This is a genomic window from Schinkia azotoformans (assembly GCF_035811335.1).
Lineage (GTDB): Bacteria > Bacillota > Bacilli > Bacillales > Bacillaceae_J > Schinkia > Schinkia azotoformans.
Genome location: NZ_JARSMD010000024.1, coordinates 63,944 through 90,378 on the forward strand (window position 1 = coordinate 63,944; position 26,435 = coordinate 90,378).

The following is a 26,435-nucleotide window of genomic DNA, read 5'->3' on the forward strand; positions in this document are numbered from 1 at the left end:
GTCTATGGAAAAGCCGCTACTTGTCCATAAAAATGAAAATTTAATGTATGGACTTTGTATAATAACAAGTATCGCACTTACTATTTATTTACTACTTTCGATTATTGGGGCCATTATTTTTATTGTTTTAGGTATTATTTCTTTATTTTCACACGCAATTTCAATGGCCCATATACAAGTTAATGGTGTTCGGTTGAAAGAAAATCAATTTCCTGATTTGTATAGAAGAGTGTTAGAACTTTGTGAAAAAATGGAATTAAAGAAGGTTCCAGAAGTTTACGTAGTTGAGTCCGGAGGTATGCTTAATGCTTTTGCAACAAAGGTATTTGGATTTTTTGGCAAAAACATGGTTGTCTTATATTCTGATTTTGTTGATATTTCATATGATTCAAGTGGGAATGAGATTGATTATGTTATTGCTCATGAATTAGCCCACATTAAAAGGAATCATATTATTAAAGCTCTTCTTATTTTTCCCGCAATGTGGATCCCATTTATCGGAGTGGGTTTTTCAAGAATGGCTGAATACACTTGTGATCGAATGGCAACCTATTACACGGAAAAGCCCCATGATGCCATTAACGGGTTATTAATATTAGCAGCTGGAAAACGTTTATATAATAAAGTAAACCTAAGTGAATTCTTGGAACAATACAATGATAAAAAGGGAGTATTTGTAACATTAATGGAGTTGCTAAGTACCCATCCACCTATTCCTAAGCGGATTCATGAGATAGAAAATTTGATGTTCGGAGAGTCAACCGTGCCACTAATAAATAGAGGGAAGCAAACTTTTGCCATTATGTTTATCGTATTCTTTTTATTTCCGGTCCTTGTAGCCGGTGTTACTTTTGCAGGGATTAAAGCTATCGAGAAATTTAATTTAATGGATTGGATGCCATTTGAACCGGATTATACACCATTAATGGAGGCGACACAGGAGGGAGATTGGGAACGGGTAAATGAATTATTATCAGCAGGAGAAAATCCTAATGAGATGAATGAATTTGGTGAAAGTCCTCTTTTAATAGCAATTGTAAACGAGGATGTAGAACTAATCAAGGTATTGTTAAATAGTGGAGCCGATCCAAATCTTCAGGATGATTACGGCTGGACCCCATTTATGTCAGCTGTTATGACTGAAAATATCGAAATTAGTAAGATTTTACTTGAGGCAGGAGCAGACCCATTATTAGAAGATGAAGATAAAATGTCAGCAATTGATCATGCAAAGGAAACTGGAAATAACGAATATATTCGCCTTATGGACACCTATATTAACAAATAAGGTTATATTGAGCAGCGCCCCACAAGACGTTGCTCTTTTCAATTAACTCAGAGAATGCCTTTTTGAACAATTACAACCTATATTTTAACATCTGATTTGAACGGTAAACCACTGTCCCCCACAGCAATTGGGTGTTATTTAGGAGGACCATGAAAAAAACTTGATTTACCCAAAATCAGGTTCCATGACATTCTCATGCGACTAATCTATTAAAGCTAGGAGTGAATCCAAAGGTCATACAAGAACGATTAGGACATAAAAGTATCCAAATAACATTAGACATATATTCACATGTTTTGCCTGAAATGCAACAAACTTCGATGAACATTTTTTCTAATGCTATGAGTAATTTGTGACCAATTTTGTGACCAATATGATTAATTAAGAAAATCCCCTACCTTTTAGATAGGAGATTCAATATTAAAAAATATTTTTAAGTGGAATAGATAGGGAACTAACTTAACACTTCCCACCGACTTCACTACCGCCAGCATCCACTAATGTAAAGCCTCCGCCCATCCATGAATCACGGTAATCAAGCGATAGACCGTTAAAATATGGCTTGTCATTGTTATTTACTAAAAATTTGATGCCGTCTTGTTCAAACTGTTCATCTGATGGTAAAGCTGACTCTTCCAGAGCCAGACGTAGCTGTGGTCCCCCTCAGCCAACTCCCATTCCTAAACGTAGAAACAATTCTTCAACTTTTTCTTGATTATAATAAGCCATTTCTTCTTTAATTTTCGTAATGGCTGCTTTTGTTACTGTTACCACTATACATTCACCTCTTTATATCGTTGATTAATACCCTTATACGTATATTATAACTATCACATTTATTTTTTGCAAAAGTTTTGCTTGCAATATGATTAAAATAAAAAAGCTAACTACTAAGTGAAGTATTGAACAACCTTAGACGTTAGCTTGTACATTTCATAGAAAAGTAATGCAATCTAATATGGTATTATGCCATGACTAATTCTTTTTTTACTTCTTCCCAATAATATGTGACTGCTTCTTTACGAATGACTTCAGGGCAGTCCACTTCATCTCCCCAATGGTCGTAGTTATTATCACCATGAAGATGTTGGATTTCTACACTATAATATTTATCTTGGTATTTAAAAATAACTACTACCATTTCGTCATATCCAGCATCGTCATTTCCAAGTTCTTGAACAAATTCAAGACCATAAGTTGGGTGATTTTTTCTTTCCACAACAGATTCTAAAATAACATTTTTAGGGAATTTCATTTTACTCTCTCCTTCATCTTTATAACCTTATTTTAATATGAAGTCCTAAAAAATCAACGGTTATATTTTGTCAATTTATAGACATCCATTTTCCGAACAACCCAACTAGATCGAAATTTGTTATTTTTAAAAAATTAATGTCGAATAAAAATAATATTTTTATCTATTTTTAGTAAAAATCGTCTGTTTTTGTATTATAGTAGAGATAGAACAAAACTAGGAGTTTTTTATAAATGAAGATAAAAGGAAAGATGTATATATCAATTTTGTCGATGACTTTGTTTTTCTTGTCAGTTTTTCTGTTATTACAAATGTATATGACCAAAGCTCATCATGTTTCCGGGGTTATGGCTGCTCCAGAAAAAGCGGCTCATCGTCATTCAACAAAAATTATTACATCAAATACTAAGGCCTTACCACCGACGACAGCAACCCTTGTCGGGATTGGGGATATTTTAATTCATGGAATTGTTTACAAAGATGTAAAAGCTGGTGAAAGCTATAATTTCAAGCCATTGCTTGCCGATGTGAAACCGTACATTAATAGTGCTGACATTTCTTTTGCCAACCAAGAAACGATGATCGGCGGAAAAGAGATTGGTCTTTCCACCTACCCTACCTTTAATAGTCCAACAGAAGTCGGGGATGCGTTAAAGGATGCAGGTATTGATATTGTGTCCATGGCTAATAATCATACATTGGATCGTGGTGAAAAAGCAATAAATAATGCGATCCAGCATTGGAATAAAATTGGAATGCTTTATACAGGTTCCTACCTAAATGAAGAGGACCAACAGACGATTCGAACATTGAAAGCTAATGGCATAACATTTTCTTTTTTAGCTTATACCTATGGAACGAATGGGATTCCGGTACCGGAAGGAAAAAATTTTTTAGTTAATCTAATAGACATTGAAGCTATGAAAAATGATATCACTAAGGCAAAAGCCGTTTCGGATGCTGTCGTTGTTAGTGTCCATTTTGGTAACGAATATCAAAGACTACCGAACGAAAATCAGAAGCATCTTGTAAGAGAGTTGGCAAATGCCGGTGCGAATATTATCTTAGGGCACCACCCCCATGTATTGCAGCCCGCTGAATGGGTTGAACGGGATGATGGTCAAAAAACATTTGTGATCTATTCATTAGGAAACTTTTTATCCGGTCAAAAAGGGATTTATAAGGAAGTTGGCGGAATTCTTAAATTAGATGTAGAGAAAACAATTAACGGCAGCAGTGTTGATATTGAAATTAAAAATCCATCCTTCTTGCCGACGATTGTACGGAAAACGGCAGTGTCAAAATATACAGTTGTTCCGTTAAAAAATGTATATAATAAAGATTCAAGTGTTTATACTGATATTACTCATCATATGACACAGTTGATGCCTGAATTGAAAATAGCAGAATAAAAATGGGGCCAATTTGGACAAGAGAACATTGTCCTTGGCCCTTTCTTATTGTCTAGCTCCAGCGCCTATCGCCTAGCAAACTTCAGGTCTCCTCCCTACGATAAGTCAACTAAGAATTGCTAACGCAATTCAAGTTTCCTTTATCTCAGTCGAAGCCCCTCCAGTTTGTACGGCGATGAGCAAGGCGCTTCCGCTTTTCTTTATTGACATTTTACATTTTTTTTTTTAATATAAATCGTAATGGTTACGAAATAAGCGGAAGGTTGGGTAATGAATAATGCGATGGTTGTTTATTGGTTTCATTCGTTTTTATCAAAAATTTATATCGCCACTAAAGCCGCCTTCATGCCGTTTTTATCCGACTTGTTCACATTATGGATTAGAGGCCTTTAAACGCTTTGGCGTATTTAAAGGAAGCTATTTAACAGCTATTCGCATTATTAAATGCAACCCATTCCATCCGGGCGGCTTCGATCCTGTTCCAGAAAAAAAGCAAAAAGTTGAACATCACTAAAACACAAGCAGGGTGATAATTTTATGAATGACCACTCCAAAGAGTTGGCAGTAGATTTACAAAAGGTTTCATTTAGTTACGATGAAAAGAAAGTGTTAGATAATATTACACTACAAATACCAAAAGGAACGTTTTTAGGACTTGTCGGTCCGAATGGTTCCGGAAAATCAACATTGATAAAGTTGATCTTAGGTATTTTAAAACCTGATCAAGGTGATATAAATGTTTTTGGAACCCCGATCTCCAAGCTGAAAAATCGCCATTTAATTGGGTTTGTATCGCAGAAGGCGAACAGCTTTAATACCGGTTTTCCGGCGACTGTACTAGAAGTCGTTCTTAGTGGACTCGTCGCTAAGGTCGGGTTGTTCAAAAGACTTACGAAAAAACACAGAGAATTGGCACTGGAGGCTATTTCAGCTGTCGGCATGGATGAGTTTGTTCACCGAAATATCGGAGAACTCTCTGGAGGTCAGCAGCAGCGCGCTTTTATTGCCCGTTCTTTAGTAAGTGAACCTGAATTACTCATTTTAGATGAACCGACCGTCGGTGTCGATATTAAAAACGTTGAAAACTTTTACGATATGTTGACGACATTAAATAAACAAAAAGGAATTACGCTTATTATGGTATCGCATGATATTGGAACAATGACAAGCCACGCTTCACATGTCGCATGTTTAAATAAAACTTTGCATTTTCATGGTGATTCCGAGGAGTTTCTACATATGGAAAACACCGAGCTTTCGGGCTTTTACGGACATGATATCCATGTATTAACCCACGAGCACATACATGGAGGTTCGTTTGCATGATATCTAGTTTACTCCAATATGAATTTTTACAAAACGCCTTTTTCACAGGTATTATGATCGGCTTAATCGCACCGCTTATTGGTGTTTTTATTGTTGTAAGAAGATTATCGCTAATCGCCGATGCCTTAAGCCATATTACATTAGCAGGAATCGCAGCAAGTATGTTAATAGAAAAAAAGATTTCATCTGTGCAAGGGCTAAATCCGATGTATATGGGAATGCTCTTCTCTGTTTTCGGAGCACTGTTTATTGAGAAGCTGCGTAAAGTGTATAAACATTATGAAGAGCTTGCAATCCCGATTATTTTATCCGGTGGCGTCGGACTAAGTGTTGTTTTTATTTCTTTAGCAAATGGATTTAATACGGATTTGTTTAGTTTTTTATTTGGTAGTGTAACTGCTGTAAGCAGATTGGATGTTTGGACAATTCTTACGATTACAATCGTTGTTGTTTTAGCTATCTATTTATTTTTTAAAGAACTTTTTGTCCTATCATTCGATGAGGAACATGCAGCAGTCTCTGGTGTTAATGCAAAATCGATCCATTTTTTATTTATAATTATGGTTGCCCTTGTCATTGCTGCATCAATGAGAATTGTTGGGGTCCTGCTTGTATCAGCACTAATGACCTTACCTGTGGCCGCTAGCATCCGAATTGCAAGAGGATTTAAGCAAACATTGATTTTTTCCATCATTTTTGGGGAATTGGCTGTTATTGGCGGCTTAATTGCTGCTTATTATTTGGATATCGCCCCAGGCGGAACGATTGTAATCTTCTCCATTCTGATTTTAATTGCGGCGATATACTGGAAAAAGTTGAAATTAAGTTTTGGCAAAAAGCTTCAGGGGGTGGAATAATTGAACATTGAAGAAGCTATCGGAATATTAAAGGATAGCGGATATAAACAGACGGATAAACGTGAAAAAATGCTGCATCTGTTTTCCGACCACAACCGCTATTTAACCGCAAAAGACGTCTTAGAGTATTTAAAAGAGGAATTTCCTGGACTTAGCTTTGATACCATTTACCGGAATCTTTATTTATTTGAGGAATTAAATATTTTAGAAGCAACTGATATGAACGGAGAAAAGCATTTTCGATTTACATGTGGGTCCGTTCACCACCACCATCATTTTATTTGTACAGATTGCGGAAAGACAAAGCAGGTTCATGCATGCCCAATGAGTATCATTGACCATGAAATGGATGATTTTGAAATTACCGGCCATAAGTTCGAAATTTACGGCCGCTGCCCGGAATGCGCAGAAGTACAGCAGATGGGTAATTAAATAGACACACATACATTTCGTTAAATAATACCACCCTATATACTATGGAGGTGGTATTATTTTATGGAGAAAAAGAATTCGAAACAATTACCGGATTTTGATGCGTTAAATGATCGTGTGATCGCAGAAGCATCACCCTCCCCTACTTTGGTGATCAAAACAAATTTGGATGCTAAGAGTATGGTTGAGGAAAATCCTTATTACGACCCAAAAGCAACTAAAGCGGAAAAAGAAAAACTGGAACAATTTTTTGATTAATCCCTACCGGATGCCACATAGCCGGCCAACAATTGGTCGGCTTTTATATTTTATTTCCATCCCCTTCCAAACTAGATACAACTTTTTGACAATTTTATTTCATTACTGTGAACGCTTACAACATTGTGATAAATATCACAGTCATCTAATTTTGCGAATTTTATAATAGTATTGTACAACATGATTTGGGAAGGGGTCGAACGAAAATGCAACTTATGATAACTAAAGCAGCTCTAGAATGGTATAAACGTGAAATGGAATTAGCAGAGGGTGACTTCATCCGTTTTTATGCAAGATATGGGGGCGAAAGTAATCTCCAAGCTGGCTTCTCATTAGGCATGATGGTGGAAAAGCCTGTTGAACCCACTATCCAAGTCATGAATGATGGTATCACATTCTATGTTGAACGTGATGATGAATGGTATTTTGATAATCATAATTTGACAGTAGCCTACAATGACCAACGAGATGAATTAGAATTTCAATATAACTAAATTACGTTTAAAACGAGATTTCGAAATACTGAAATCTCGTTTTTTGTTAATCTGGTAAATACAAAAGATGTGTAGAACAGTGACAATCTGAAGATCCAAATCCTTTAACTAGTTCTTGTGCTCGATATTTGTTCTTCAATTGTTGGTATCTAGCGCATTCGTCGAGTCTATCATCGAAGGTTTCGACCGTCCAAATGTCTCCTTGTGGACGCAGGTAATCAAAATGCCATCTAAAAGGTTTTTCTCTTTTAATATGACGTAAGACCCGCGACCTTATATTTCTTTTTGCACTTCCAACATATATGTATGTACCAATTGGGAATTGGAATGTGCCTAACTTCCCTATCTGGATTATTTTATTTTCAGTTATAGTTAAATGTATGGCGTAAAGTGTATGATCTTCATTAATTAGGGGTAATCGAAATCTTTCAACATGACTTTCCAACCCTTCTTGAAAAAGAATGTCAACCTGCTTGACGCCGATTAAGTCAAAATGCGGATACATTGGACGATGGTCAATCCATTCTTCCTTTAAGCCATACTGTTTTCCCCACTTAACAAGCTTTTCAAGATCATTACAGCCCGCTTTTGTGACCGTGTTGTTTTCCGGAAACCTCGGATGAATCCAATAATGTGTTAGAAAAGCCAGATCCCCACTATTGACCTTTTCCTTCCAGCTTTTCAGTTCTTCTCGGTTGATTCCAAAAGCCATGGATTAATCTTCCCCTTGCTTTTTCGCCTTTTCATATGCATCATGCCACTCGGGATAGTAATTTTTAAAGCGTACTGGACGAAATGAATCTTTTTTAACCACGATATGATGGGTTTGACCTGTTACGGCAACTTCTCCTTTGGGATTTAAAACTTCATAGGCGTAAACGGTGCGAAAACCATCATAAGAATCGACCCATGTTCGTATTGATGCTGTCTCACCATAATGCATTGATTTTTTATATGAAAGGTTTGCATCAATAACAGGGGCAAGGAAACCGTCTCTTTCCATTTGAGAATAACTGAAGCCTAAATCTTTAATTAATGAAGTTCTGCCAATTTCAAACCATACTAAATAGTTGGCATGATATACGACTCCCATTTGATCTGTTTCTGCATAACGAACATCTACTTTTACTTCTGAAACAAACATGAAACGTCTCTTCCTCTCTCTTTATCACTTATCACTACTTATATTTTATCACAAAGTGAGGATTGGCATCAGTTTTAAGCATGAAATAGAAAAGGACAGGAATTTCCTGCCCTAAATTCTCACTGATAGCCATTTTCACGTGCTGCCGCTTCGTCTTTAATTTCTTCACGCATACCTGCAATCGATTCTTCTCGGCGCTTATTCTTCGCTTCGATTTGGGCCCGTTCTTCTGAAGATGCAAATTGCATTGTTTCATGTGCTGCTTCAATATTTTCGATTGTATTTTGGACCATATCCTGTAATCTTTCTACATTATCACTACGATCATCTGGTTTTGGTGTGTTCATTGTCATCTTTTCTTCTCTCCTTGTTAAGTATTGATTACCATATTATTCTTCCATTTGATCAGAAAATTATTCCAAAAAAAATGATTCGTTATTCACCTTTTGTTTGGATAACCTGTGGTTCGTTGCCGCCCTTATTTTGATATTTTGCCCCTTTGTTATTCCCATATTTTCTTGGTTGTGTACCAATATGGTTAGGCACAAATTGTTGATTTCCTTTAGAGCCACTTGTCATGACAAAACCCCCTGCATATTTTTTGCTTTCCATCTTAATATTTGTCTAAACTTCAATTTATATAAAAAGAAAAAACAGGAAAATGAAATCACATTTTCCTGTGTTAGGGCCTACATCAATTTAGCTTGTGCTCTTTGCTCCAAGCGTTCTTCAATTTTATTAAGTGCTTCCTGGTCATTTAATAATTGTCTTTTATTCTCCATCACTAATTCTTTAAAAGACCTCTTTTTAAATTTTCTCATTTTCTTCACTCCATTTAAAATTTTCAAATAATAGTTATTTAAAATTATTTCCAATACTTGATTATTTCATACAAAGTGGCAGAAAAAAGAAAATAATGTCCGTTAGAGAGCTTTTTCTAAAATTTCAACAATATCCAAAGTCGAAACGCGATCTTCCACTTCTTTCGCCTTTGTACCATCACTAATCATCGTTAAGCAGTATGGACAACCGCTGCCAATCATCGTTGGCTTTGCTTCTAAAATTTGTTCTGTACGCGCCACGTTAATGCGTGTGCCTGTATCCTCTTCCATCCACATCAGGCCGCCACCGGCACCGCAACACATCGCATTTTCACGATTACGAGCTGCTTCCACGAGCTTTACTCCCGGAATTGCTTTTAAAATATCACGAGGTTGGTCATAGATGCCGTTATAGCGGCCCAAGTAACAGGAGTCATGGTAGGCAATGACTTCATTGACTTCCTTAGTCGGTTTCAACTTACCTTCTTTAATCCATTGCTCAAGTAATTGGGTATGGTGATAGACTTCCACGTCCTCTAGCCCAAACTCAGGGTACTCATTTTTAAAGCTATTAAAGGCATGTGGGTCAATCGTGACGATTTTCTTCACATTATGCTTTTTAAACGTTTCGATATTATCACGTGCTAGTTCTTGGAATAAAAACTCATTTCCGATACGACGTGGTGTGTCTCCTGAATTTTTCTCTTTATTACCTAAAATGGCGAACTTAATACCAGCGATATTCATCACACGCGCAAAAGACTGTGCAATTTTTTGGCTACGATTGTCAAAGGAACCCATGGAGCCAACAAAGAATAGGTATTCAAACTCTTCACCGGCTTTTTCCGTTTCCTTTACCGTCGGAACTTGAACGTCTTCACGGTCTTCACGCCAATGTTCACGTTCCTTGCGGTTAATTCCCCATGGATTTCCCTGCCGTTCGATATTGGTAATAGCACGTTGGGCATCTGGTTTCATCTGCCCTTCTGTTAAAACAAGATAACGGCGCAAGTCTACAATTTTTTCCACATGTTCATTCATCACTGGGCATTGATCCTCACAGTTTCGGCAAGTGGTACAAGCCCAGATCTCTTCTTCGGTAATAACATCACCAATTAAATTCACATCATATTCGATTGTCGCAGCTGCCTCTGAATTCGCAGCACCCTGCATTGCTAATTGATTCGCTCTTGTATTGTTAAAAGCAAACGCCGGCAGCCAGGGGGTTTTCGATGTGACGGCAGCTCCTTTTTCAGTCAAATGATTGCGCATCTTCACGATTAAATCCATCGGTGACAACAATTTACCTGTTCCGGTAGCCGGGCACATACTCGTACATCTTCCACATTCGACACAGGCATAAAGGTCCACCAAATGTTTTTGTGTAAATTCTTCAATTTTACTTACACCATAAGATTCTTGGGTTTCATCTTCGAAATCAATCGAAGACAACTTTCCAACTTTACTGTTACGCCCTAAATATACATTAGCGACACCGGCAATCAAATGGGCATGTTTTCCTTGCGGAATATAAACTAAGAAAGCAAGTAAGAATAATAAGTGCATCCACCAAAATACAAAGAACAATGCGGCGGCCACTCCTTGTGGTAGCCAGCTAAATACAAAAGCAATGCCGGAAGCAATCGGCTCGGACCATGTTAATTCATGACCATGCCAAATGATTCCCATTCCGTTTGCGAGCAAGGTTGCCGTCATCAAGCCCCCAAGGAACATATAGACAAGACCAGCCATGAATCCGCGCTTTAAGCGTGCCAACTTTTCAATATAACGGCGATAAAAGCCCCAAATTGTGGCGACTAGAATCATCAAAACGACAATTTCTTGGGAAAAAGTAAAGAATGGATAAAGTGGACCTAACGGAAGGTGAGAATCAAAAGCAATTCCTTTCCAAATAAGATCGATCGCACCAAATTGTACTAGCAGGAATCCATAAAAATACATAACATGGATCGTACCACTCTTTTTATCCTTTAATAGCTTTTTTTGTCCAAACACATTGACAAGAATATCATCGATGCGTTCTTGGACGGTTCGATTAAATTCCGCTTTTTTACCTAGCTTGATGTAAGCAATACGTGTCCTCACTAAAGTTGCAAACAAATAAACCGCATAACCAGTTACGATTAGAAACAGTAGTAAATTGATAAGTTGCAGTGGACTAATGATAATCCCCTCCCTACCTTATATTTTTTTTAGTCCAATCCTTAAAAAGAATTGGACTAGGTTTTAGCTCACCGCTACACTTTTCATTTCTTCTATTAATAATAGAAAAACCTTACATACATCCTCTAGTCTTTAAGGATCTCTTTTGCAATAACAACACGTTGAATTTGGTTTGTTCCTTCATAAATTTGCTGGATCTTTGCGTCACGGAAATACTTTTCAACAGGATATTCGCGAATAAAGCCATATCCACCATGAATTTGGACTGCATCAGTCGCAACTTTCATCGCTGTATCCGATGCAAAGCACTTTGCAAATGAAGCATTCGTAATGGAAGGTGTTCCTTCTTGTAATAAATAGACAGCTTTATAAACTAGCAATCTCGCAGCTTCAATATTCATTGCCATATCTGCTAGCATAAACTGAATCGCTTGGAAGTTAGAAATCGTCGTTCCGAATTGCTTCCGTTCTTTTGCAAACTTCACTGCCTCCTCATAGGCTCCCTGTGCTAATCCAACGGATTGGGCTCCAACCATTGGTCTTGCAAATGATAGGGCTTTCATAAAAATTTTAAACCCTTCGCCTTCTTCACCAATTCGATTGGAAACTGGTACTCGAACATTGTCAAACATAACAGAAGCCGTGTTGGATGCTTTTAGACCCATCTTCTTTTCCTTTGGACCAACAGATAAACCTTCCGTATCACGTTCCACAACAATGGCTATAAAACTATTAGAACCCTTTTCACCTTTCATTTTTGCCAGGACAACAAAGAAATGAGCATAGCTGGCATTTGTGATAAAACATTTTTCGCCATTAATTACATACTCATCACCTACGCGTTCAATTATCGTTTTAGTCCCCATTACATCACTGCCACCTTGCGGCTCAGTAAGCGCAAACGCGGCGTACTCACCGTCATTTGTTAAACGGGTTAAATACTTCTTCTTTAATTCCTCGCTTCCCCCTACCAAAATCGGATAGGATGACAATGAATTCGCTTCCATTGAAGTTGAAATTCCCGCACAGCCTCTCGCTACTTCCTCAACAATTAAAGCTTGAGAGATTTTGTCAACTCCAGGACCGCCGTATTCCTCAGGAATTGCTAAATTAAATAAGCCGTACTCTCTTAATTTATCAAAAATCGGTGTTGGGAATGTTTCTTCCTCATCATACATTCTTGCAATCGGCATAATTTCATTATTTACAAAATCACGGGTCATTGCCCTGATCGCTAATTGTTCATCTGAAAGTTTAAAGTCCAACTAGATCTCCTCCTACCAAGTATCTTCAACTTAAGGCATTTCTTACTTCTTCCGGTATTGATACGGCCTTCGGTCTCTCGCCACCAAAATAAGTCCATGCCCGGAGTGTATAGCCACCGGCAACCCTGACACCATTTTTATAAAAATCGTGGTTCAACTTAATAACCTTATCATGCAATTCACTAACAGTTGATACAACCGTTACCTCATCTTCAAATAAAAGCGGTGATTTAAATTCACATTTTGCTTCTAAAAGTGGAACACCAATCTTTTCTTGTTCATAAAGCTTTGACGAAGGATATCCGATTTGACCTAAAAAATCATGGGTTGCTTCATCCATCCATTTATAAAAATTTGGGAAAAAGACAATCCCCGCTGCATCTGTATCGCCCCATCTTACTGTAAATGAATACTCTGTACTTTTCATATAAATTATGCCTCCAAATGATTACTCTTTGTTATTTGTTATAATCATAGAACCCAGCACCAGCTTTTTGTCCTACACGGCCTGCACGTACAAGCTGTTTAAGTAGTAATGGCGGTGCAAAACGATTATCATTAAATTCCTGTTTAAAATATTCCATTACATAAAGGCCGATGTCAACTCCAGCGTAATCTTGTAACGTGAATGGACCCATCGGATAGTTCAATCCAAGTGTTACAGCTTTATCAATATCTTCAGCACTTGCAACGCCTTCTTCTAATAGTTTAATTGCTTCGATAAACTGAGGAATCATAATTCGGTTTACGATAAAGCCTGGCACATCCTTCTTCACTTCAATTGGCTCTTTCGTTAATGCCTTTGATAACGTCTTTAATTCTTCCACAGTTTCATCGCTAGTTTCATAGCCCCGAACAACTTCAACCAATTTCATTAGCTGGGCCGGATTGAAAAAGTGCATCCCTGCTACACGATCAGGACGCTTAGTTGCAGAAGCAATCACTGTAATCGACATTGAAGATGTATTCGTCGCCAAAATAACATTTTCCTTCACAATTTCATCTAACTGTGAGAATACTTCCTTTTTTAATTCTAGATCTTCAATAACTGCCTCTATAACAACATCAGCTTCCACCATATCATTTAATTTTGTTGTTGGCTTAATTCGATCAAGTGTTTGTTGTTTTTGCTCTTCTGTCATCTTTCCTCTTGCAACACTTTTTTCCATAAATTTATCCATTCTATTTAACGCGTTTTGCAGATATTTTTCATCAATATCTCGCAAAATAACATTAAATCCATTCAAAGCGGCTAAATTAGCAATGCCAGTTCCCATTGATCCTGCACCAACGACTCCAATTGTTTTAATATTCATTACTAAATCTCTCCTTAGATTTCATCTTTAAGGAAATTATATAAAAAACAATTATGCAATTATATATACAAACTATAGGAAAGTAACATTGATTATTCCTTATTTTTACGGAATCAAATAAAGTATGTGACTTTGTTTCCCTCAAAGTAAATACCCACTGTTATTAAGGCAACAGTGGGTAAATATCCTTTCGACTAACCATATCAAGCAATTCTTTTATATCTTCTCCTGCTGCTATCGCAGTACCAGCTAATTTTTCAAATTGTTTAATTTTTTCTTGTTTATCTATTTGTTTAGGTTTTACGAAAAAGCCCTCATTACGTTCTTCTATTATGATTTGATCTAGTAATTTTGCTTCTTTTAAAGCACTCTTTACGAGTTCAAGGATTAATGAATAGTCATTATTGGAATGATTATCTTGAAATGAATTAACAGATTGCATGATTCCGCCTCTTTTATTAAAAAATATCGATACCCTTATTATACAGCAACTTAATAGAGTATTCTTAAATGATAAAAATTGTTAAAGGTAATTTAGCATAAGGGTGCTTAAAGCGCAATAGCCGGATTTTCCGCCACAAACCTACTGAACTTTTGGGATATATAGTGAACATTGGAGGGATAATGTGCAGTAGGCATAGCAGGAGGACCGAAACTGGCTTTCCAACATTACAGTGCGGACAGGGAGTGCGGGGTCTGCCCTTGGCGTGGCCGCATTTTTCGTTTTTGCGGACATGGAGAGTGGGTTCTGCCCTTGACATGACCGCATTTTTCATTTTTGCGGACAGCGAGTATGTGTTCCACCCTCGGTATGGCCGCATTTTTCAGTTTTGCGGACAAGGAGTGCGGGTTCCGCCCTTGGCGTGGCCGCATTTTTCATTTTTGTGGACAGGGAGTGCAGGTTCCGCCCTGGGCATGGCCGCATTTTTTTGAAGAATAAAAGAAATGGTCTTCTGTGATTCCCATATTCCTGTTCATCCTTAGACTTTGGGAATCATACTCTCTCTTTGATTCCCATTTTCCCGATATTCCTTAGACTCCGGGAATTACCCCCCTCTATGATTTCACATTTTTCCAATCCTAGAAATTTTAGTGGGAATCTAATACGCATTAGCCTCCTATTGTGTCATAAGTCAACAATTAACGCTTGTTTTAATACTAGCGAATATTCGTTCTTACTATGAGTTATATCATAATTCTTGTGGAACCAATTTCCAATGGATAAAGGATACTTATTTGCTATCCCAAAATACGTGCAAATTAATATGCCATTTGGCTTTTTCTCTCCCTTAACGGAAAAGTTATAGTAAAGGATTTAACGAAGTAATGGTTTAAGTGTTTCTTTTAACTCTTGTTCTAATGCTATTTTCTTAATTTTCCCACTGGCTGTTACCGGTAGTTTTTCAACAAAAATAAAGTGATCTGGTATTTTAAAATCAGCTACTTTATCTTTAAGATAAGTCTTCATTGAGTATTGATCCTCAGTTTTGCCTGGCTTTAGGCGAATAGCAGCACAGGTAATTTCACCTAATACTGTATCTGGCAGGCCTACGATCGCCACTTCTAAAACGCTTTCATGTTTGTACAAGATTTCTTCAATCTCACGTGGATAAATATTAAACCCACCTCGGATAATCATTTCTTTTTTCCGACCAATAATGCGAAGATAACCATTTTCGTCTAATGTTCCTAGATCACCTGTATAATACCAGCCATCTTGGTCTAAGGCTTCAGCCGTTTTTTCAGGACTATTAAAATAGCCTTTCATGATCCCAAATGATTTAGCAGCAACTTCACCTACTACACCAGGTGACAGTTCTACGCGGTTATTATCAACAATTTTCACTTCTACACCAGGTGCTGCTTTTCCAACCGTTTCGGAGCGTAGAAAATCATCATCTTCAAATCCTGTAATTGTAAGGGTTGTCGAGGACTCTGTCATCCCGTAAGAGACAACAATATCGCATCCCATAATGGTTCTAATTTTACGAACAATTTCTTCCGGACAAGGAGCAGCGGCAATGATGCCAGTACGTAAAGAAGATAAGTCAAATTGCTTAAAGGATAGATGGTTTAGTTCTAAAATAAACATCGTTGGGACACCATGATGGACAGAGATTTTCTCTTGTTCTATTAACGTTAATGCCTTTTCCGCTTTAAATTCTTCCATGAAGACCATCTTCCCACCTACCACAATCGCAGTAAGGATTCCGGGGATCATACCGAAGCAGTGGAAAACTGGAACGGCGATTAAGAAAACATCATTACTTGTACAATTCATACATTCTGCTGAAACAGTGGCTGTATGAACAAAATTTTTATGTGTTAGCATCGCTCCTTTGGGATGACCAGTTGTTCCTGATGTATATAAAATGGAAAAAACATCTTCAATGGAGTCAATTTCAACTTGTGGGGGTTCTGACTTTTTACCTAATTCCAATAACTCTTCGTATGAAGTACATTCGGGATCTTTAAAACGTACAGTAAAAATATGTTGGAAATTACCGTCTTTATTTAAGATTGGCTTCAAGAATTCAAAATGCCCGTACTCTTCGGCTAGAAAAATAGCTTTAGCTCCTGAATTTTCAAGGATGAACTGCAGCTCCTCTTTCATATATCTTGTATTACATGGGACGAGAATTGCACCGATTTGGGCCAAACCAAAATATATCGTAACAAACTCATGCCAGTTTGGGAGACAGACCAGAACCCTGTCTCCTTTTTGGATGCCTTTTGAAGCTAAAGCCGACGCCATTAATTGCACACTTTGATATAATTCTTCATAGGTAACACGTTTATATCCATCAAAGATAACTTCTTTTTCAGGACTTTGAAGATAAGCCTGTTCTAACACCTGAGGTACCGAGAGCTGATAATTCATTTTATCGTTCCTCCTTTTTGGGACAGAGGGTCGGGAACTCCGTCCCAAATTTATAATATTCTGTAAATTAATTATAAAATATTATCCTCTGTTAAAACACGTACAAGGTATAGGAAATTTACCTTAGATGTTTCCTATATTTTTACGATTCGGCACTATAGAATAAATCATATAATCGATACGCAAGCATAATATTAAAACGATGGTCTGGATCATTTAGATCAATTTCTAATAGACTTTCAATTCTTTCGATTCGGTAAAGCAACGAACTTCTATGGATGAATAGATCGTTTGATGTCTTGGAAAGATTGCCGTGATTATTTAAAAATACCCTTAAAGTATGAAATAAATCGGCATTTTTTTCTTTTGAATATTTAAGTAGTGGATCAATATATTTACTTGTAAACAGATTTGTAACAGAAGAATTTTTCAATCCATGTAATAAAGCATATCCACCTAATTCATCAAACAAGGCAAAACAGGTATCTCTAAATCTATTGTTTACAACGTTTAAAGTCTGCAGTGCCTGTTGGTAGCTGCTATAATAATCCTCAAGCCCTTTTGTTATTCCACCTATCCCCATAAAAACATGATTATGAATATGATCTTCCTTCGCCCATTTTTTTACTCTTTCATAAAAACTTGACCAAAACACTTTAGGCTTGTTCATTTCTTTTGCTATCGGAACAATAAGAATATATTCATCCTTCTTATTCGCTACCTGGATATCATTGTCGTGTATCGTAATTCGCTTTTTCAATCGTTCCCAAAGGATTGATTTTCGAGCTTCTTTTTCAAGAATATTTTCGTCAGTTGCCTCATCTTTTTCAAGCACTAATGATAAAACTGCAACACGGTGATGATCAAATAAATTCCAATTAAACAAATTAGCGTATTGGATTATGCTATCAGGCTCTTTAATGCTCTTAACTAAAATTTTATTGATAAAACTATCCTTTACCTGCTCTTTCGCATCTAATATTAGTTTTTGCTTTACAAATTGAGAAGAGTAGATATTTAACACAAGGTCGATGCCGATTTGATCAAATTCATCAATACCATCTTTGTCTTTTTCAATCGCTAAATATCCTAATAAATCAATACCATCATTGATCGGCCAAACGATAATTTCCGATTTCTCATTATTTTCTAACTGAAGCCAACCACCACCCCTACTGGTGCCAACGATTTCAACGGTTGCCTTTTCAAATAGATATGAGAGGTCGTCCATTTTTGACCCTTGTAAATGGTAGGAAATCGGTCTAATAAAGCGATCAAATAAGATCACGTTTTTACTAAAATAATGACTGACAATCTTTGTTATTCCATCAAAGCTATTCGGTTTGACAGTTTCCAAGACTAGCTTTTGCTGGTATTCTAGTAAAGAATGTAATCTAATTTTGTGATTTTTTTCATCATTATAAAGCTTGGCATTTTCGAGCATGGAAGCTACATGGCTTGCAAGCAGTTCAAGAAGCTCCAAATCCTCTTCGGAAAATTTTCCTTTGCCTTTTTGCCCAACATGTAGAACACCAATCGTTTTTAAATCAACAACCAACGGAACGGTTAACTCCGGTCCCCCAACTTTTTCTATGTACGGAAAGTAGTCATTTAGAACGTAATTATTGATATTAATTTTTTCGGTTACATTCATTTCTCCATAGGAGGGTGGCTGATAATTAAAGCTATTATCATGCTCATTATATAAATAAATACAGGCAAACTTTGAACTCGTCCCTTTTCCAGCCCGATCGACCACCTTTTCTACTACCTTTTCAAGTGATGAATTAAGAGAAAGGTTTCGGCTAATCCACTCAACATCGAGAATTTTCCGTTTTTCAGATTCCTTTTTACTCGCTAATCTTATCGCCGTGGCCACATCTTTGCCGAACTCAATAAACATGGAATCCATTTCTTTTATTAAGCGGATATTATTTTTAAACCCGATAATACAAAAGCCAAAGCTGGCTCCTTCATCTATTAATGGAACTGTAAACCATGTATTCATTTCTTCTTTTTTTAGCAGTTCAATTAAAGGACATTGATCATTTTCCGTAACCATATCATCGAAGGTTAACGGAGTGTATAAAAGATTGCTGGAACAATCACCTACATTTAGTGGTAAAGACTTGATAAAAAGAACCGAATCACCACTGTTAGCTTTAGAGACAAGCAAGTCTTCCTCTTTCATAATAATGCCTACAAAATCACACTGAAATTCAGAGCGGAATGAATCAATTAAATATTGCAGCGTTTCCCCTTCGGTATCAAACTTTACTAGTTTTCGAGCGGTCATTCTTAAATGGTTTTCGACCTTTTTCATTAACTTTTCACGCTTGTCCATTTGCATGCGGGAACCCTCTCCCTATAAAAGAATCTTAGTTCGACAAGTGAGCGCACCAAGATTCTGAATTTTATAATTATTTAAAGTATTACACTTTTAATTTGACATTGCAAATCTATTTTTCTTATTTTCCCTGTGGCTGTCCTTGGAAAGTGCTCCATAAAAATAATCTTGTCTGGCACCTTATAATCTGCCAATTTATTTTTAATAAAATCTTTTAATTCTTCCTCGGAATTTTTTGAGCCCCATCGTAGCCGGAGACAGGCATAAGATATTTCACCAACTTCTGAATCCGGCATCCCGATCATAGCTGCTTCGGCAACATTGGGATGAGTGAGGAAAATTTCCTCAATTTCTTGTGGATATATTTTAAAACCAGCTTTTTTAATTACTTCTTGTTTTCTACCAATGATGCGGATATACCCTTCTTCATCAATAATAGCTAGGTCACCTGTATAAAACCAACCGTCTCCATCAATAGCTTCTCTTGTTTTTTCATGCATAGCATAATACCCTTTCATCACTCCAAAACTACGACAAACTAATTCGCCAACTTTGTCTTTTCCTATTTCATTCCCAAAATCATCGACGATTTTAATTTCTACTCCTGGTAGCGGCTTGCCAACCGTTTCCGACCGAATTGTATCATCGTCTTCAAAATCAGTAAGTGTCAAAGTCGGAGACGTTTCGGTCAAGCCATACCCTACTAAAATATTACAATTCATCTCAGTCCTAATTCGATGAACGATTTCAATTGGACAGGATGAGCCACCTATTTCTCCTGTTCTAAGTGATGATAGATCGAACGATGAAAACATTGGATGATTTAGCTCTAAGATAAACATGGTTGGAACCCCCGGGTGTACGGTCACTTTTTCTGTTTCTATTAGTGATAATGCGCGTTCAGGTTTATATTTATCCATTAAAATTAAGGAAGCGTTCGAAACAATTACTCGGAACAAAAAGTTGATGCCCATCACATGATATAAAGGCATGGACATTAAAAAAACATCCTCGCTCGAGCACTGCATCCAATCGGCTGTAACCACGGCAGTTTGAACGATGTTTTTATGTGTGAGCATGGCTCCTTTTGGCTTTCCAGTTGTTCCTGATGTGTAAAGAATCGTATAAATGTCGTTATCACTATCAATCTCTATTTCATCTATTTCTTCTTGCATCCCCATTTCAAGCAACTTTTGATAACTAATCGTATTTTCTTTTTCAAAACGAACGGAAAGGAGATATTCCAAAGAGCTCAAATGATTTTTTATATTTATAAATTGTTCATACTGGTTTAAACGATCAAATTCCTCTGGAAGAAATAATGCTTTTGCACCAGAATTTCGAAGGATATATTCTGCTTCCGCCATTCTTAAACGATAGTTAAAAGGTACAAGAATAGCACCGATTTTAGCCAACGCAAAATAAATAACAACTATTTCGTACCAATTTGGCAACCCTGCAGCAACGCGATCACCTTCTCCAATACCAAGCATTGATAATCCGGAAGCTAAAAGATTCGCTTCTTTCTCCAACTCTTTATATGTCATTCTCACTTTTCCATCAACGATAACTTCTTTATCTGGATGGGAGGATGCAGCGGCATTTAATAGTTGATTAACTGATAAATTAGATTGTGATTTCATAAAAGCTGCTCTTGCTCCTTTAATCATGTCAACACCATTATCTTTCATTCTCCCCACTCCTCATCCTTTGTTTTAAGTTTCAAAGACTTTATGTAGTCATCCTTATTATAAACTTATAAAATTTGATAAATTATACGTAAAATGTAGGATAATATTGTTTTTTATTTCTACAAAATAACGGATAAAAAAACAAACCACTTTCTGAATGAATCTTCAAAAAGCGGCTTGTTCAATGATTATTGGTGTATTTAGTTCTGCTAATAGGGGTTCCTCCTCAACTACAAAGCATCTACATATTGTACTTCATCAAAGTATTGAACTTCCTTCAACTCAATTTTTAATGGACTGTGAGTATCTTTAACATAATCATTCGCAATTTTTTGGACTTTAGTAAAAGCATCATACATTCCAACAGCTTCTACCTTTTGCTCACATAAACAATCTGCTTGAGGTTCCTTTGGATTTATAAATAAAAATACATATTTCTTCACGGACTTTTCCCCCTTTCCTATTTTTTGTGAAACTATTCACAATTCAATATTATAAAAAAGAACTGTTGCTTAGCTTCAGTGCTTGACTCTCTTGTACATTTTTTCACATATTATCGTATTCATTAGCAATGACTTTTGTAAGCGCTATCCTCATTATACATCATTTTTAAATTTTGTCTATGGCTATTTTGTGAATAAATTCACATAACTTGTCCAAAGAAAGCCCACATTATGTGAGCTTAATCTTAATCTTAATCTTAATCCATTTAATCCAATTTAGAAACCCCATTGATCATTTGCTCATAACTTAATGTTCCCGTGTATTTTTCGTTGATTTTCCCTTCACTGTCAATAAAATAACTTGTTGGCAAGGCAATAACTTGATATATTTTGCTCACATCGCCTTTTTCATCTAAAACGACTGGAAAAGTTAAACCGAGTTCCTTTATAAATTCGGCAGGACTTTCTTTACTTTTTTCAGTTTGGGTTGCATTTACTGCCAAAATTACGAAATCCTCCCGACCTTCTTTATGAAGCTCCTCCATATCTGGCATTTCTGCACGGCACGGACCACACCAGGAAGCCCAGAAATTTAACAATACTTTTTTACCACGATAATCTGAAAGTTTGACCTTGTTCCCATCTAATGTAACTAATTCAAAGTCTGGGGCAAGATTGCCTTTTTCAAGTCCTACTACCGCAGTTTTCTCTGTAAATGCAGTTGTATAGACAGTATAGCCGATTAATCCAATAAAAACAATTAGTGCAATGACCTTCTTCATTGTTTCCTTCCTTTCCTGCTGCTTGATATCCTTATATAAATATAATAAAAATAATGTACCTAAAACCAATAGCTTAATTAATGACAAGTGACCGTCATGTCCAAATAATAGCAAGATCATATAAAAACTGATGAAAAAACTAAAACTACCAACAATTATAACATCTAATACGGTTTTCTTGTTACTACTATTTTTCCAAAGTTTAACGAACAAATAAATGACAGTAATAATGGTTGCTAACACGGCGCCACTTTTGCCGCCTGTAAAAAATAAAATCGTTTGCGGGTTGGAAATAGATTTTGAGCTGTTAAATATGATATAACTAAATTTCCATACAAAAATCCAAATTATTACACCATTCGTGATCAGGTTTAAAACTACATCACGCAAAGGGAGGTTCAATCGTAAACGATACCTCATCATAATATAAGCTAGACATCCAGAAATAAATATAAACAAATAGTAGTATTTGATTAAAAATGGTCCAAGTTTGATGGCATCGTTTAACAAGTCCTCACTCCTTTTTATAAATACCCCATCCAGTATGAATTATACCAAAAAAGTGCAGTATTGCCAATTTGCAATACTGCACCCTCTTATCAAGCTTACGCTATTATTATTGAGCTAACTTTTCACGTAAAACCATTTGTAAGATACCGCCGTGACGGTAGTAGTCGATTTCAACTTCAGAGTCGAAACGAGCAAGTGCTTCGAATTCTACTTTAGAACCATCTTCTTTAGTAGCGGTTACTTTTACGAAGTCACGTGGTTTGATGTTTTCATCAAGTTGAACTTCAATCGTTTCTTTTCCAGTTAAACCAAGTGTTTCGGAACTTTCTCCATCTTTAAATTGAAGAGGAAGAACGCCCATATATACAAGGTTTGAACGGTGGATACGCTCATAGCTCTCAGCAATTACAGCTTTAATTCCAAGAAGGAATGTACCTTTTGCTGCCCAGTCACGAGAAGAACCCATACCATAATCCTTGCCAGCAAGGATTACTAATCCTGTTCCATCTTCCTTGTACTTCATAGCTGCATCATAAATAGACATAACTTCGCCTGTTGGCCAATAAGTAGTCCAACCGCCTTCAGTACCTGGTGCAACTTGGTTGCGGATACGGATATTTGCAAATGTACCTCTTGTCATAACTCGGTCGTTACCACGACGAGAACCGTATGAGTTGAAGTCACGTGGGCTAACACCCTTCTCTTGTAGGTATTTACCTGCAGGAGCATCTTTCGCGATTGAACCAGCTGGTGAGATATGGTCAGTTGTAACACTGTCTCCAAATTTACCAACTACACGCAAACCATCTAATGTCTTGATTTCACGTAATTCTTTTGTTAATCCTTCAAAGAATGGAGGATTTTGGATGTAAGTAGACTCCTCATCCCAATCGTATAAAGCATCCTCTGGAGATTCAATTTCATTCCAGCGTGAATTGCTCTTAAATACTTCAGCATACTCTGCACGGAATAATTCAGGAGTAACTGTTTTCTCAACTACTGCTTGGATTTCATCATAAGATGGCCAAATATCAGCAAACTTCACATCATTACCATCTTTGTCTTTTCCAAGAGAATCGTTGCGAAGGTCAACATCAACTGTACCTGCTAGTGAGTAAGCAACTACCAATGGTGGTGATGCTAAGTAGTTAGCTTTTACTAGTGGATGGATACGGCCTTCAAAGTTACGGTTACCTGAAAGTACAGCAGTTACAGTAAGGTCATTATCAGCAATAGCCTTTTCGATTTCTGGTGCTAATGGACCAGAGTTACCGATACATGTTGTACAGCCATAACCAACAATATTATAGCCAAGTTGCTCTAGGTATGGTAAAAGTCCAGAATTTTGCAAGTATCCTGTTACAACCTTAGATCCTGGAGCTAAAGAAGTTTTAACATAATCAGGTACTGTTAATCCTTTTTCAACTGCTTTTTTCGCAACTAAACCAGCAGCAACTAGTACGTATGGGTTTGATGTATTTGTACAGCTTGTAATTGCAGCGATGGCAATTGCACCTGTTTTCATAGTAGTTTCTGTACCGTCAGCAAGCTTTACAGTTACTTCTTTGTTGAACTCTTCTTCTGTTAAGCCAAGACCCTGTGTTCCTTGTGGTGCAACAACAGCTTTTTTGAACTGCTCTTGCATTTTTGTAAGTGGAATTAAGTCTTGTGGACGCTTAGGACCAGAAAGATTTGGTTCAATTTCAGAAAGATTGATTTCAACTACATCAGTGTAAACTGGGTCTTCTGATTCACCAGCAACATAGAATAAACCATTTGCACGGCAATATGCTTCAACAAGGTTGATTTGCTCTTCAGAGCGACCAGTTAAACGTAAGTAGTTAAGTGCTTCTTTATCAACTGGGAAGAATCCACATGTTGCACCATATTCTGGAGCCATATTTGAAATTGTCGCACGGTCAGCTAGCGGCATTTCTGCAAGACCAGGACCGAAGTACTCAACAAACTTACCTACTACCTTTTTCTCACGTAGTACTTGAGTTACTTTTAATGCAATATCAGTAGCTGTTGTTCCACTTGGAAGTGAACCAACTAATTTAACACCAATAACTTCCGGAACTGTCATGTATGAAGGTTGTCCAAGCATTCCTGCTTCAGCTTCAATACCACCAACACCCCATCCAAGAACACCGATACCGTTGATCATTGTAGTATGTGAGTCAGTACCTACTAATGTATCAGGGAATGCTACTGTTTCGCCGTTTTCATCTTTTGTCATAACAACACTTGCAAGGTATTCAAGGTTTACTTGGTGAACGATACCTGTTGCAGGTGGAACTGCACGATAGTTATCAAATGCTTTTGTAGCCCAGTTTAAGAACTGATAACGCTCAGCGTTACGCTCAAATTCTAGCTCCATATTGAATGCTAATGAATCAGCTGTACCAGCTTTATCAACCTGTACTGAGTGGTCGATAACTAGATCAACTGGAATTTCAGGATTAATTTTCGCAGGGTCCCCACCCATATCTGCCATTGCCTTTCTTAGAGAAGCTAAGTCAACAACTGCAGGGACACCTGTGAAGTCTTGTAAAATTACACGAGCTGGCTTGAATGGAACATCGATATCTTGTAATTCACTTGTGCCCCATTTTGCAAGGTTTTCAACATGCTCTTTAGTGATGACACGTCCGTCAACTTGACGAAGAACAGATTCAAGTAATACTTTGATTGAGTATGGCAATTTCGCAATATTTGCTACGCCTTCAAGCGCGCTTAGATCGTAATAGTTGTACGTTTTGCCATTTGCTTCAAACGTTTTCCGTGCTTTAAACACATCATTGTTTGCCATTTATTATGTACCCCCCTGTAAAGTTTTGCATATTGTCGTAATTGTCAAAAAAAAGACGACAATATGACTCCCATCTCATTACTCTATCATTTTAATAGAATTTTTCGCATAAGTAAATACCGATTCGATTCTTGGCGACATAAGTTTACATAATGATAAAATTTTGTATATTTATGATATTTTTTCAAAACCTACTAGTGGAGGTGAGTAAAATGCCAAAAAGAAAAGCAAATCATGTGATCCCAGGAATGAACGCGGCCAAAGCTCAAGGAACAGGTGCGGGTTTTAATGAGGAATTATCTAATGAACCTCTGACAGAGACACAAAAGCAGCACAACAAGAAACGTAAGAAAAATCAATAGGCAATAGAACAGTAAAAACCGCTTCCCAGCGGTTTTTATTTACTCTCCAAAATCGACATTGCTAACGATGGATTGGAGGTCACTTTGAAATTTTTGAAGTTGATCTAATTGGCTTTCTGAAGCCACTTCTAAAGCATTTTGTATTTGCTCGAACGCTTCATTCACTTCATTTTTAAGATCTTTCAAGTGGTGCCCGTAATCCGGATCATTTCGCACTAGATCTTTATAGATATCAACGGCATGGTCAACACCTTGCTGGGCTGCCTGGAATGCTTGTTGTTTGTTCTTATTGTATGGCATTATAAAATCCAACTCCTTATGTTATATAGCATAGCTATATTGTGGACAAAAGAATGAATTTTATACTGAATAAATCCATGTAAGGCAATCCATCCTAAATTTAAAGGAGGGAGTACCATGGGATCTGGACGTACTAATCAACCAAAGAACCAACAAGAGCCAACAAATCAACCTCAAGCATTAAGCGGTTCGAAAAAGGTTAAAAATCATAACCATACACGACAAAAGAACAATCAAAGTCATGATATGTAAATG

General features: G+C 37.0%; 29 protein-coding genes and 2 pseudogenes. 11 read left to right on the top strand and 20 right to left on the bottom strand.

Annotation, left to right across the window (positions count from 1 at the left end):
• The first annotated feature begins 4 nt into the window (after positions 1–4).
• Both P9E47_RS14745 and P9E47_RS14750 read left to right on the top strand, forming a co-directional pair.
• Positions 5–1,288 carry a M48 family metallopeptidase gene (locus P9E47_RS14745; protein ID WP_326163858.1) on the top strand — a complete coding sequence of 428 codons (1,284 nt, stop codon included), beginning with the start codon at positions 5–7 and terminating at the stop codon, positions 1,286–1,288.
• Positions 1,289–1,488: 200 nt separating this feature from the next.
• Positions 1,489–1,644 (top strand): annotated as a pseudogene (locus P9E47_RS14750) (tyrosine-type recombinase/integrase); the annotation flags it as partial.
• A gap of 103 nt (positions 1,645–1,747) precedes the next feature.
• Here P9E47_RS14750 and P9E47_RS22955 read toward each other — a convergent pair.
• Positions 1,748–1,933: an iron-sulfur cluster biosynthesis family protein gene (locus P9E47_RS22955; RefSeq protein WP_157382194.1), complete on the bottom strand. Its 186-nt coding sequence runs from the start codon at positions 1,931–1,933 to the stop codon at positions 1,748–1,750.
• Between the two features lie 319 nt (positions 1,934–2,252).
• Entirely contained in the window at positions 2,253–2,543 is a 291-nt protein-coding gene (locus tag P9E47_RS14755) for a hypothetical protein (RefSeq protein WP_004432435.1), read from the bottom strand.
• A gap of 233 nt (positions 2,544–2,776) precedes the next feature.
• Here P9E47_RS14755 and P9E47_RS14760 point away from each other — a divergent pair, with 233 nt between their 5' ends.
• The 7 genes from P9E47_RS14760 (at position 2,777) to P9E47_RS14790 (ending at position 7,322) form a co-directional block, all read left to right on the top strand.
• Complete coding sequence (locus P9E47_RS14760; RefSeq protein WP_004432437.1) at positions 2,777–3,955, top strand: CapA family protein; 1,179 nt, start codon at positions 2,777–2,779, stop codon at positions 3,953–3,955.
• Between the two features lie 277 nt (positions 3,956–4,232).
• Positions 4,233–4,469 (top strand): membrane protein insertion efficiency factor YidD, encoded by a 237-nt coding sequence (yidD, locus tag P9E47_RS14765; RefSeq protein ID WP_003332652.1) that lies wholly within the window; start codon positions 4,233–4,235, stop codon positions 4,467–4,469.
• A gap of 23 nt (positions 4,470–4,492) precedes the next feature.
• A complete protein-coding gene (locus tag P9E47_RS14770) occupies positions 4,493–5,281 on the top strand; it encodes a metal ABC transporter ATP-binding protein (RefSeq protein WP_003332651.1) in 789 nt (262 codons plus the stop codon).
• Positions 5,278–6,138 (top strand): metal ABC transporter permease, encoded by an 861-nt coding sequence (locus P9E47_RS14775; RefSeq protein ID WP_326163860.1) that lies wholly within the window; start codon positions 5,278–5,280, stop codon positions 6,136–6,138. Before P9E47_RS14770 ends, P9E47_RS14775 begins: the two co-directional genes overlap by 4 nt.
• Complete coding sequence (locus P9E47_RS14780; protein WP_003332649.1) at positions 6,139–6,570, top strand: Fur family transcriptional regulator; 432 nt, start codon at positions 6,139–6,141, stop codon at positions 6,568–6,570.
• Positions 6,571–6,633: 63 nt separating this feature from the next.
• Positions 6,634–6,828, top strand: coding sequence for a hypothetical protein (locus P9E47_RS14785; RefSeq protein ID WP_003332648.1), 195 nt, complete (start codon positions 6,634–6,636; stop codon positions 6,826–6,828).
• Positions 6,829–7,034: 206 nt separating this feature from the next.
• On the top strand, positions 7,035–7,322 hold the full coding sequence (locus tag P9E47_RS14790) for a HesB/YadR/YfhF family protein (RefSeq protein ID WP_003332647.1): 288 nt from the start codon (positions 7,035–7,037) through the stop codon (positions 7,320–7,322).
• Positions 7,323–7,368: 46 nt separating this feature from the next.
• Here P9E47_RS14790 and P9E47_RS14795 read toward each other — a convergent pair whose 3' ends face one another.
• From P9E47_RS14795 to acnA, 17 genes and pseudogenes are all read right to left on the bottom strand, one after another.
• The gene (locus P9E47_RS14795; protein WP_326153848.1) at positions 7,369–7,731 is read right to left on the bottom strand and encodes a GIY-YIG nuclease family protein; all 363 of its coding nucleotides are present in this window, start codon (positions 7,729–7,731) and stop codon (positions 7,369–7,371) included.
• A 6-nt stretch (positions 7,732–7,737) separates the two neighbouring features.
• A pseudogene (locus P9E47_RS14800) lies at positions 7,738–8,034 on the bottom strand (hypothetical protein); the annotation flags it as partial.
• A gap of 3 nt (positions 8,035–8,037) precedes the next feature.
• On the bottom strand, positions 8,038–8,466 hold the full coding sequence (locus P9E47_RS14805; RefSeq protein WP_003332644.1) for an acyl-CoA thioesterase: 429 nt from the start codon (positions 8,464–8,466) through the stop codon (positions 8,038–8,040).
• A gap of 119 nt (positions 8,467–8,585) precedes the next feature.
• Entirely contained in the window at positions 8,586–8,813 is a 228-nt protein-coding gene (gene tlp, locus P9E47_RS14810) for a small acid-soluble spore protein Tlp (RefSeq protein WP_326163893.1), read from the bottom strand.
• A gap of 88 nt (positions 8,814–8,901) precedes the next feature.
• On the bottom strand, positions 8,902–9,045 hold the full coding sequence (locus P9E47_RS14815) for an acid-soluble spore protein N (RefSeq protein WP_003332642.1): 144 nt from the start codon (positions 9,043–9,045) through the stop codon (positions 8,902–8,904).
• A gap of 110 nt (positions 9,046–9,155) precedes the next feature.
• The gene (locus P9E47_RS14820) at positions 9,156–9,287 is read right to left on the bottom strand and encodes an FbpB family small basic protein (RefSeq protein WP_003332641.1); all 132 of its coding nucleotides are present in this window, start codon (positions 9,285–9,287) and stop codon (positions 9,156–9,158) included.
• Between the two features lie 102 nt (positions 9,288–9,389).
• Entirely contained in the window at positions 9,390–11,471 is a 2,082-nt protein-coding gene (locus P9E47_RS14825) for a (Fe-S)-binding protein (protein ID WP_326163895.1), read from the bottom strand.
• Between the two features lie 125 nt (positions 11,472–11,596).
• Positions 11,597–12,736 (bottom strand): acyl-CoA dehydrogenase family protein, encoded by a 1,140-nt coding sequence (locus P9E47_RS14830; RefSeq protein ID WP_326163862.1) that lies wholly within the window; start codon positions 12,734–12,736, stop codon positions 11,597–11,599.
• A gap of 25 nt (positions 12,737–12,761) precedes the next feature.
• A complete protein-coding gene (locus tag P9E47_RS14835; RefSeq protein WP_326163863.1) occupies positions 12,762–13,163 on the bottom strand; it encodes an acyl-CoA thioesterase in 402 nt (133 codons plus the stop codon).
• A gap of 31 nt (positions 13,164–13,194) precedes the next feature.
• The gene (locus P9E47_RS14840; protein ID WP_326163864.1) at positions 13,195–14,052 is read right to left on the bottom strand and encodes a 3-hydroxyacyl-CoA dehydrogenase family protein; all 858 of its coding nucleotides are present in this window, start codon (positions 14,050–14,052) and stop codon (positions 13,195–13,197) included.
• A 163-nt stretch (positions 14,053–14,215) separates the two neighbouring features.
• Positions 14,216–14,494: a hypothetical protein gene (locus P9E47_RS14845; protein ID WP_326163865.1), complete on the bottom strand. Its 279-nt coding sequence runs from the start codon at positions 14,492–14,494 to the stop codon at positions 14,216–14,218.
• 873 nt (positions 14,495–15,367) lie between these two features.
• A complete protein-coding gene (locus tag P9E47_RS14850; RefSeq protein ID WP_326163866.1) occupies positions 15,368–16,933 on the bottom strand; it encodes a class I adenylate-forming enzyme family protein in 1,566 nt (521 codons plus the stop codon).
• Between the two features lie 142 nt (positions 16,934–17,075).
• On the bottom strand, positions 17,076–19,283 hold the full coding sequence (locus tag P9E47_RS14855; RefSeq protein ID WP_326163868.1) for a helix-turn-helix domain-containing protein: 2,208 nt from the start codon (positions 19,281–19,283) through the stop codon (positions 17,076–17,078).
• 74 nt (positions 19,284–19,357) lie between these two features.
• Positions 19,358–20,971 carry a class I adenylate-forming enzyme family protein gene (locus P9E47_RS14860; RefSeq protein WP_326163869.1) on the bottom strand — a complete coding sequence of 538 codons (1,614 nt, stop codon included), beginning with the start codon at positions 20,969–20,971 and terminating at the stop codon, positions 19,358–19,360.
• Positions 20,972–21,201: 230 nt separating this feature from the next.
• Positions 21,202–21,414 carry a hypothetical protein gene (locus tag P9E47_RS14865; RefSeq protein WP_326163870.1) on the bottom strand — a complete coding sequence of 71 codons (213 nt, stop codon included), beginning with the start codon at positions 21,412–21,414 and terminating at the stop codon, positions 21,202–21,204.
• A 266-nt stretch (positions 21,415–21,680) separates the two neighbouring features.
• Positions 21,681–22,706 carry a redoxin domain-containing protein gene (locus P9E47_RS14870; RefSeq protein ID WP_003330522.1) on the bottom strand — a complete coding sequence of 342 codons (1,026 nt, stop codon included), beginning with the start codon at positions 22,704–22,706 and terminating at the stop codon, positions 21,681–21,683.
• Positions 22,707–22,812: 106 nt separating this feature from the next.
• The gene (acnA, locus tag P9E47_RS14875; RefSeq protein ID WP_003330521.1) at positions 22,813–25,518 is read right to left on the bottom strand and encodes an aconitate hydratase AcnA; all 2,706 of its coding nucleotides are present in this window, start codon (positions 25,516–25,518) and stop codon (positions 22,813–22,815) included.
• Between the two features lie 212 nt (positions 25,519–25,730).
• Here acnA and sspO point away from each other — a divergent pair, with 212 nt between their 5' ends.
• Positions 25,731–25,880: a small acid-soluble spore protein O gene (gene sspO, locus P9E47_RS14880; protein ID WP_003330519.1), complete on the top strand. Its 150-nt coding sequence runs from the start codon at positions 25,731–25,733 to the stop codon at positions 25,878–25,880.
• A 39-nt stretch (positions 25,881–25,919) separates the two neighbouring features.
• On the opposite strand, the gene P9E47_RS14885 is transcribed toward sspO, so the two are convergent.
• The gene (locus P9E47_RS14885; protein WP_003330518.1) at positions 25,920–26,180 is read right to left on the bottom strand and encodes a hypothetical protein; all 261 of its coding nucleotides are present in this window, start codon (positions 26,178–26,180) and stop codon (positions 25,920–25,922) included.
• A 117-nt stretch (positions 26,181–26,297) separates the two neighbouring features.
• On the opposite strand from P9E47_RS14885, the gene P9E47_RS14890 reads away from it, so the two are divergent.
• Positions 26,298–26,432 carry a small acid-soluble spore protein P gene (locus P9E47_RS14890; protein WP_003330517.1) on the top strand — a complete coding sequence of 45 codons (135 nt, stop codon included), beginning with the start codon at positions 26,298–26,300 and terminating at the stop codon, positions 26,430–26,432.
• Positions 26,433–26,435: the final 3 nt, after the last annotated feature.

Excerpts from the sequence above, each read along its gene's own strand:
- P9E47_RS14745 (WP_326163858.1), top strand. The coding sequence starts at position 5 with ATGGAAAAGCCGCTACTTGTCCATAAAAATGAAAATTTAATGTATGGA.
- P9E47_RS14840 (WP_326163864.1), bottom strand. The coding sequence starts at position 14,052 with ATGAATATTAAAACAATTGGAGTCGTTGGTGCAGGATCAATGGGAACT.
- P9E47_RS14805 (WP_003332644.1), bottom strand. The coding sequence starts at position 8,466 with ATGTTTGTTTCAGAAGTAAAAGTAGATGTTCGTTATGCAGAAACAGAT.
- acnA (WP_003330521.1), bottom strand. The coding sequence starts at position 25,518 with ATGGCAAACAATGATGTGTTTAAAGCACGGAAAACGTTTGAAGCAAAT.
- P9E47_RS14850 (WP_326163866.1), bottom strand. The coding sequence starts at position 16,933 with ATGAATTATCAGCTCTCGGTACCTCAGGTGTTAGAACAGGCTTATCTT.
- tlp (WP_326163893.1), bottom strand. The coding sequence starts at position 8,813 with ATGAACACACCAAAACCAGATGATCGTAGTGATAATGTAGAAAGATTA.
- sspO (WP_003330519.1), top strand. The coding sequence starts at position 25,731 with ATGCCAAAAAGAAAAGCAAATCATGTGATCCCAGGAATGAACGCGGCC.
- P9E47_RS14785 (WP_003332648.1), top strand. The coding sequence starts at position 6,634 with ATGGAGAAAAAGAATTCGAAACAATTACCGGATTTTGATGCGTTAAAT.
- P9E47_RS14820 (WP_003332641.1), bottom strand. The coding sequence starts at position 9,287 with ATGAGAAAATTTAAAAAGAGGTCTTTTAAAGAATTAGTGATGGAGAAT.
- P9E47_RS14845 (WP_326163865.1), bottom strand. The coding sequence starts at position 14,494 with ATGCAATCTGTTAATTCATTTCAAGATAATCATTCCAATAATGACTAT.
- yidD (WP_003332652.1), top strand. The coding sequence starts at position 4,233 with ATGCGATGGTTGTTTATTGGTTTCATTCGTTTTTATCAAAAATTTATA.
- P9E47_RS14755 (WP_004432435.1), bottom strand. The coding sequence starts at position 2,543 with ATGAAATTCCCTAAAAATGTTATTTTAGAATCTGTTGTGGAAAGAAAA.
- P9E47_RS14835 (WP_326163863.1), bottom strand. The coding sequence starts at position 13,163 with ATGAAAAGTACAGAGTATTCATTTACAGTAAGATGGGGCGATACAGAT.
- P9E47_RS14760 (WP_004432437.1), top strand. The coding sequence starts at position 2,777 with ATGAAGATAAAAGGAAAGATGTATATATCAATTTTGTCGATGACTTTG.
- P9E47_RS14860 (WP_326163869.1), bottom strand. The coding sequence starts at position 20,971 with ATGAAAGATAATGGTGTTGACATGATTAAAGGAGCAAGAGCAGCTTTT.
- P9E47_RS14790 (WP_003332647.1), top strand. The coding sequence starts at position 7,035 with ATGCAACTTATGATAACTAAAGCAGCTCTAGAATGGTATAAACGTGAA.
- P9E47_RS14890 (WP_003330517.1), top strand. The coding sequence starts at position 26,298 with ATGGGATCTGGACGTACTAATCAACCAAAGAACCAACAAGAGCCAACA.
- P9E47_RS14815 (WP_003332642.1), bottom strand. The coding sequence starts at position 9,045 with ATGACAAGTGGCTCTAAAGGAAATCAACAATTTGTGCCTAACCATATT.
- P9E47_RS14885 (WP_003330518.1), bottom strand. The coding sequence starts at position 26,180 with ATGCCATACAATAAGAACAAACAACAAGCATTCCAGGCAGCCCAGCAA.
- P9E47_RS14855 (WP_326163868.1), bottom strand. The coding sequence starts at position 19,283 with ATGCAAATGGACAAGCGTGAAAAGTTAATGAAAAAGGTCGAAAACCAT.
- P9E47_RS14775 (WP_326163860.1), top strand. The coding sequence starts at position 5,278 with ATGATATCTAGTTTACTCCAATATGAATTTTTACAAAACGCCTTTTTC.
- P9E47_RS14770 (WP_003332651.1), top strand. The coding sequence starts at position 4,493 with ATGAATGACCACTCCAAAGAGTTGGCAGTAGATTTACAAAAGGTTTCA.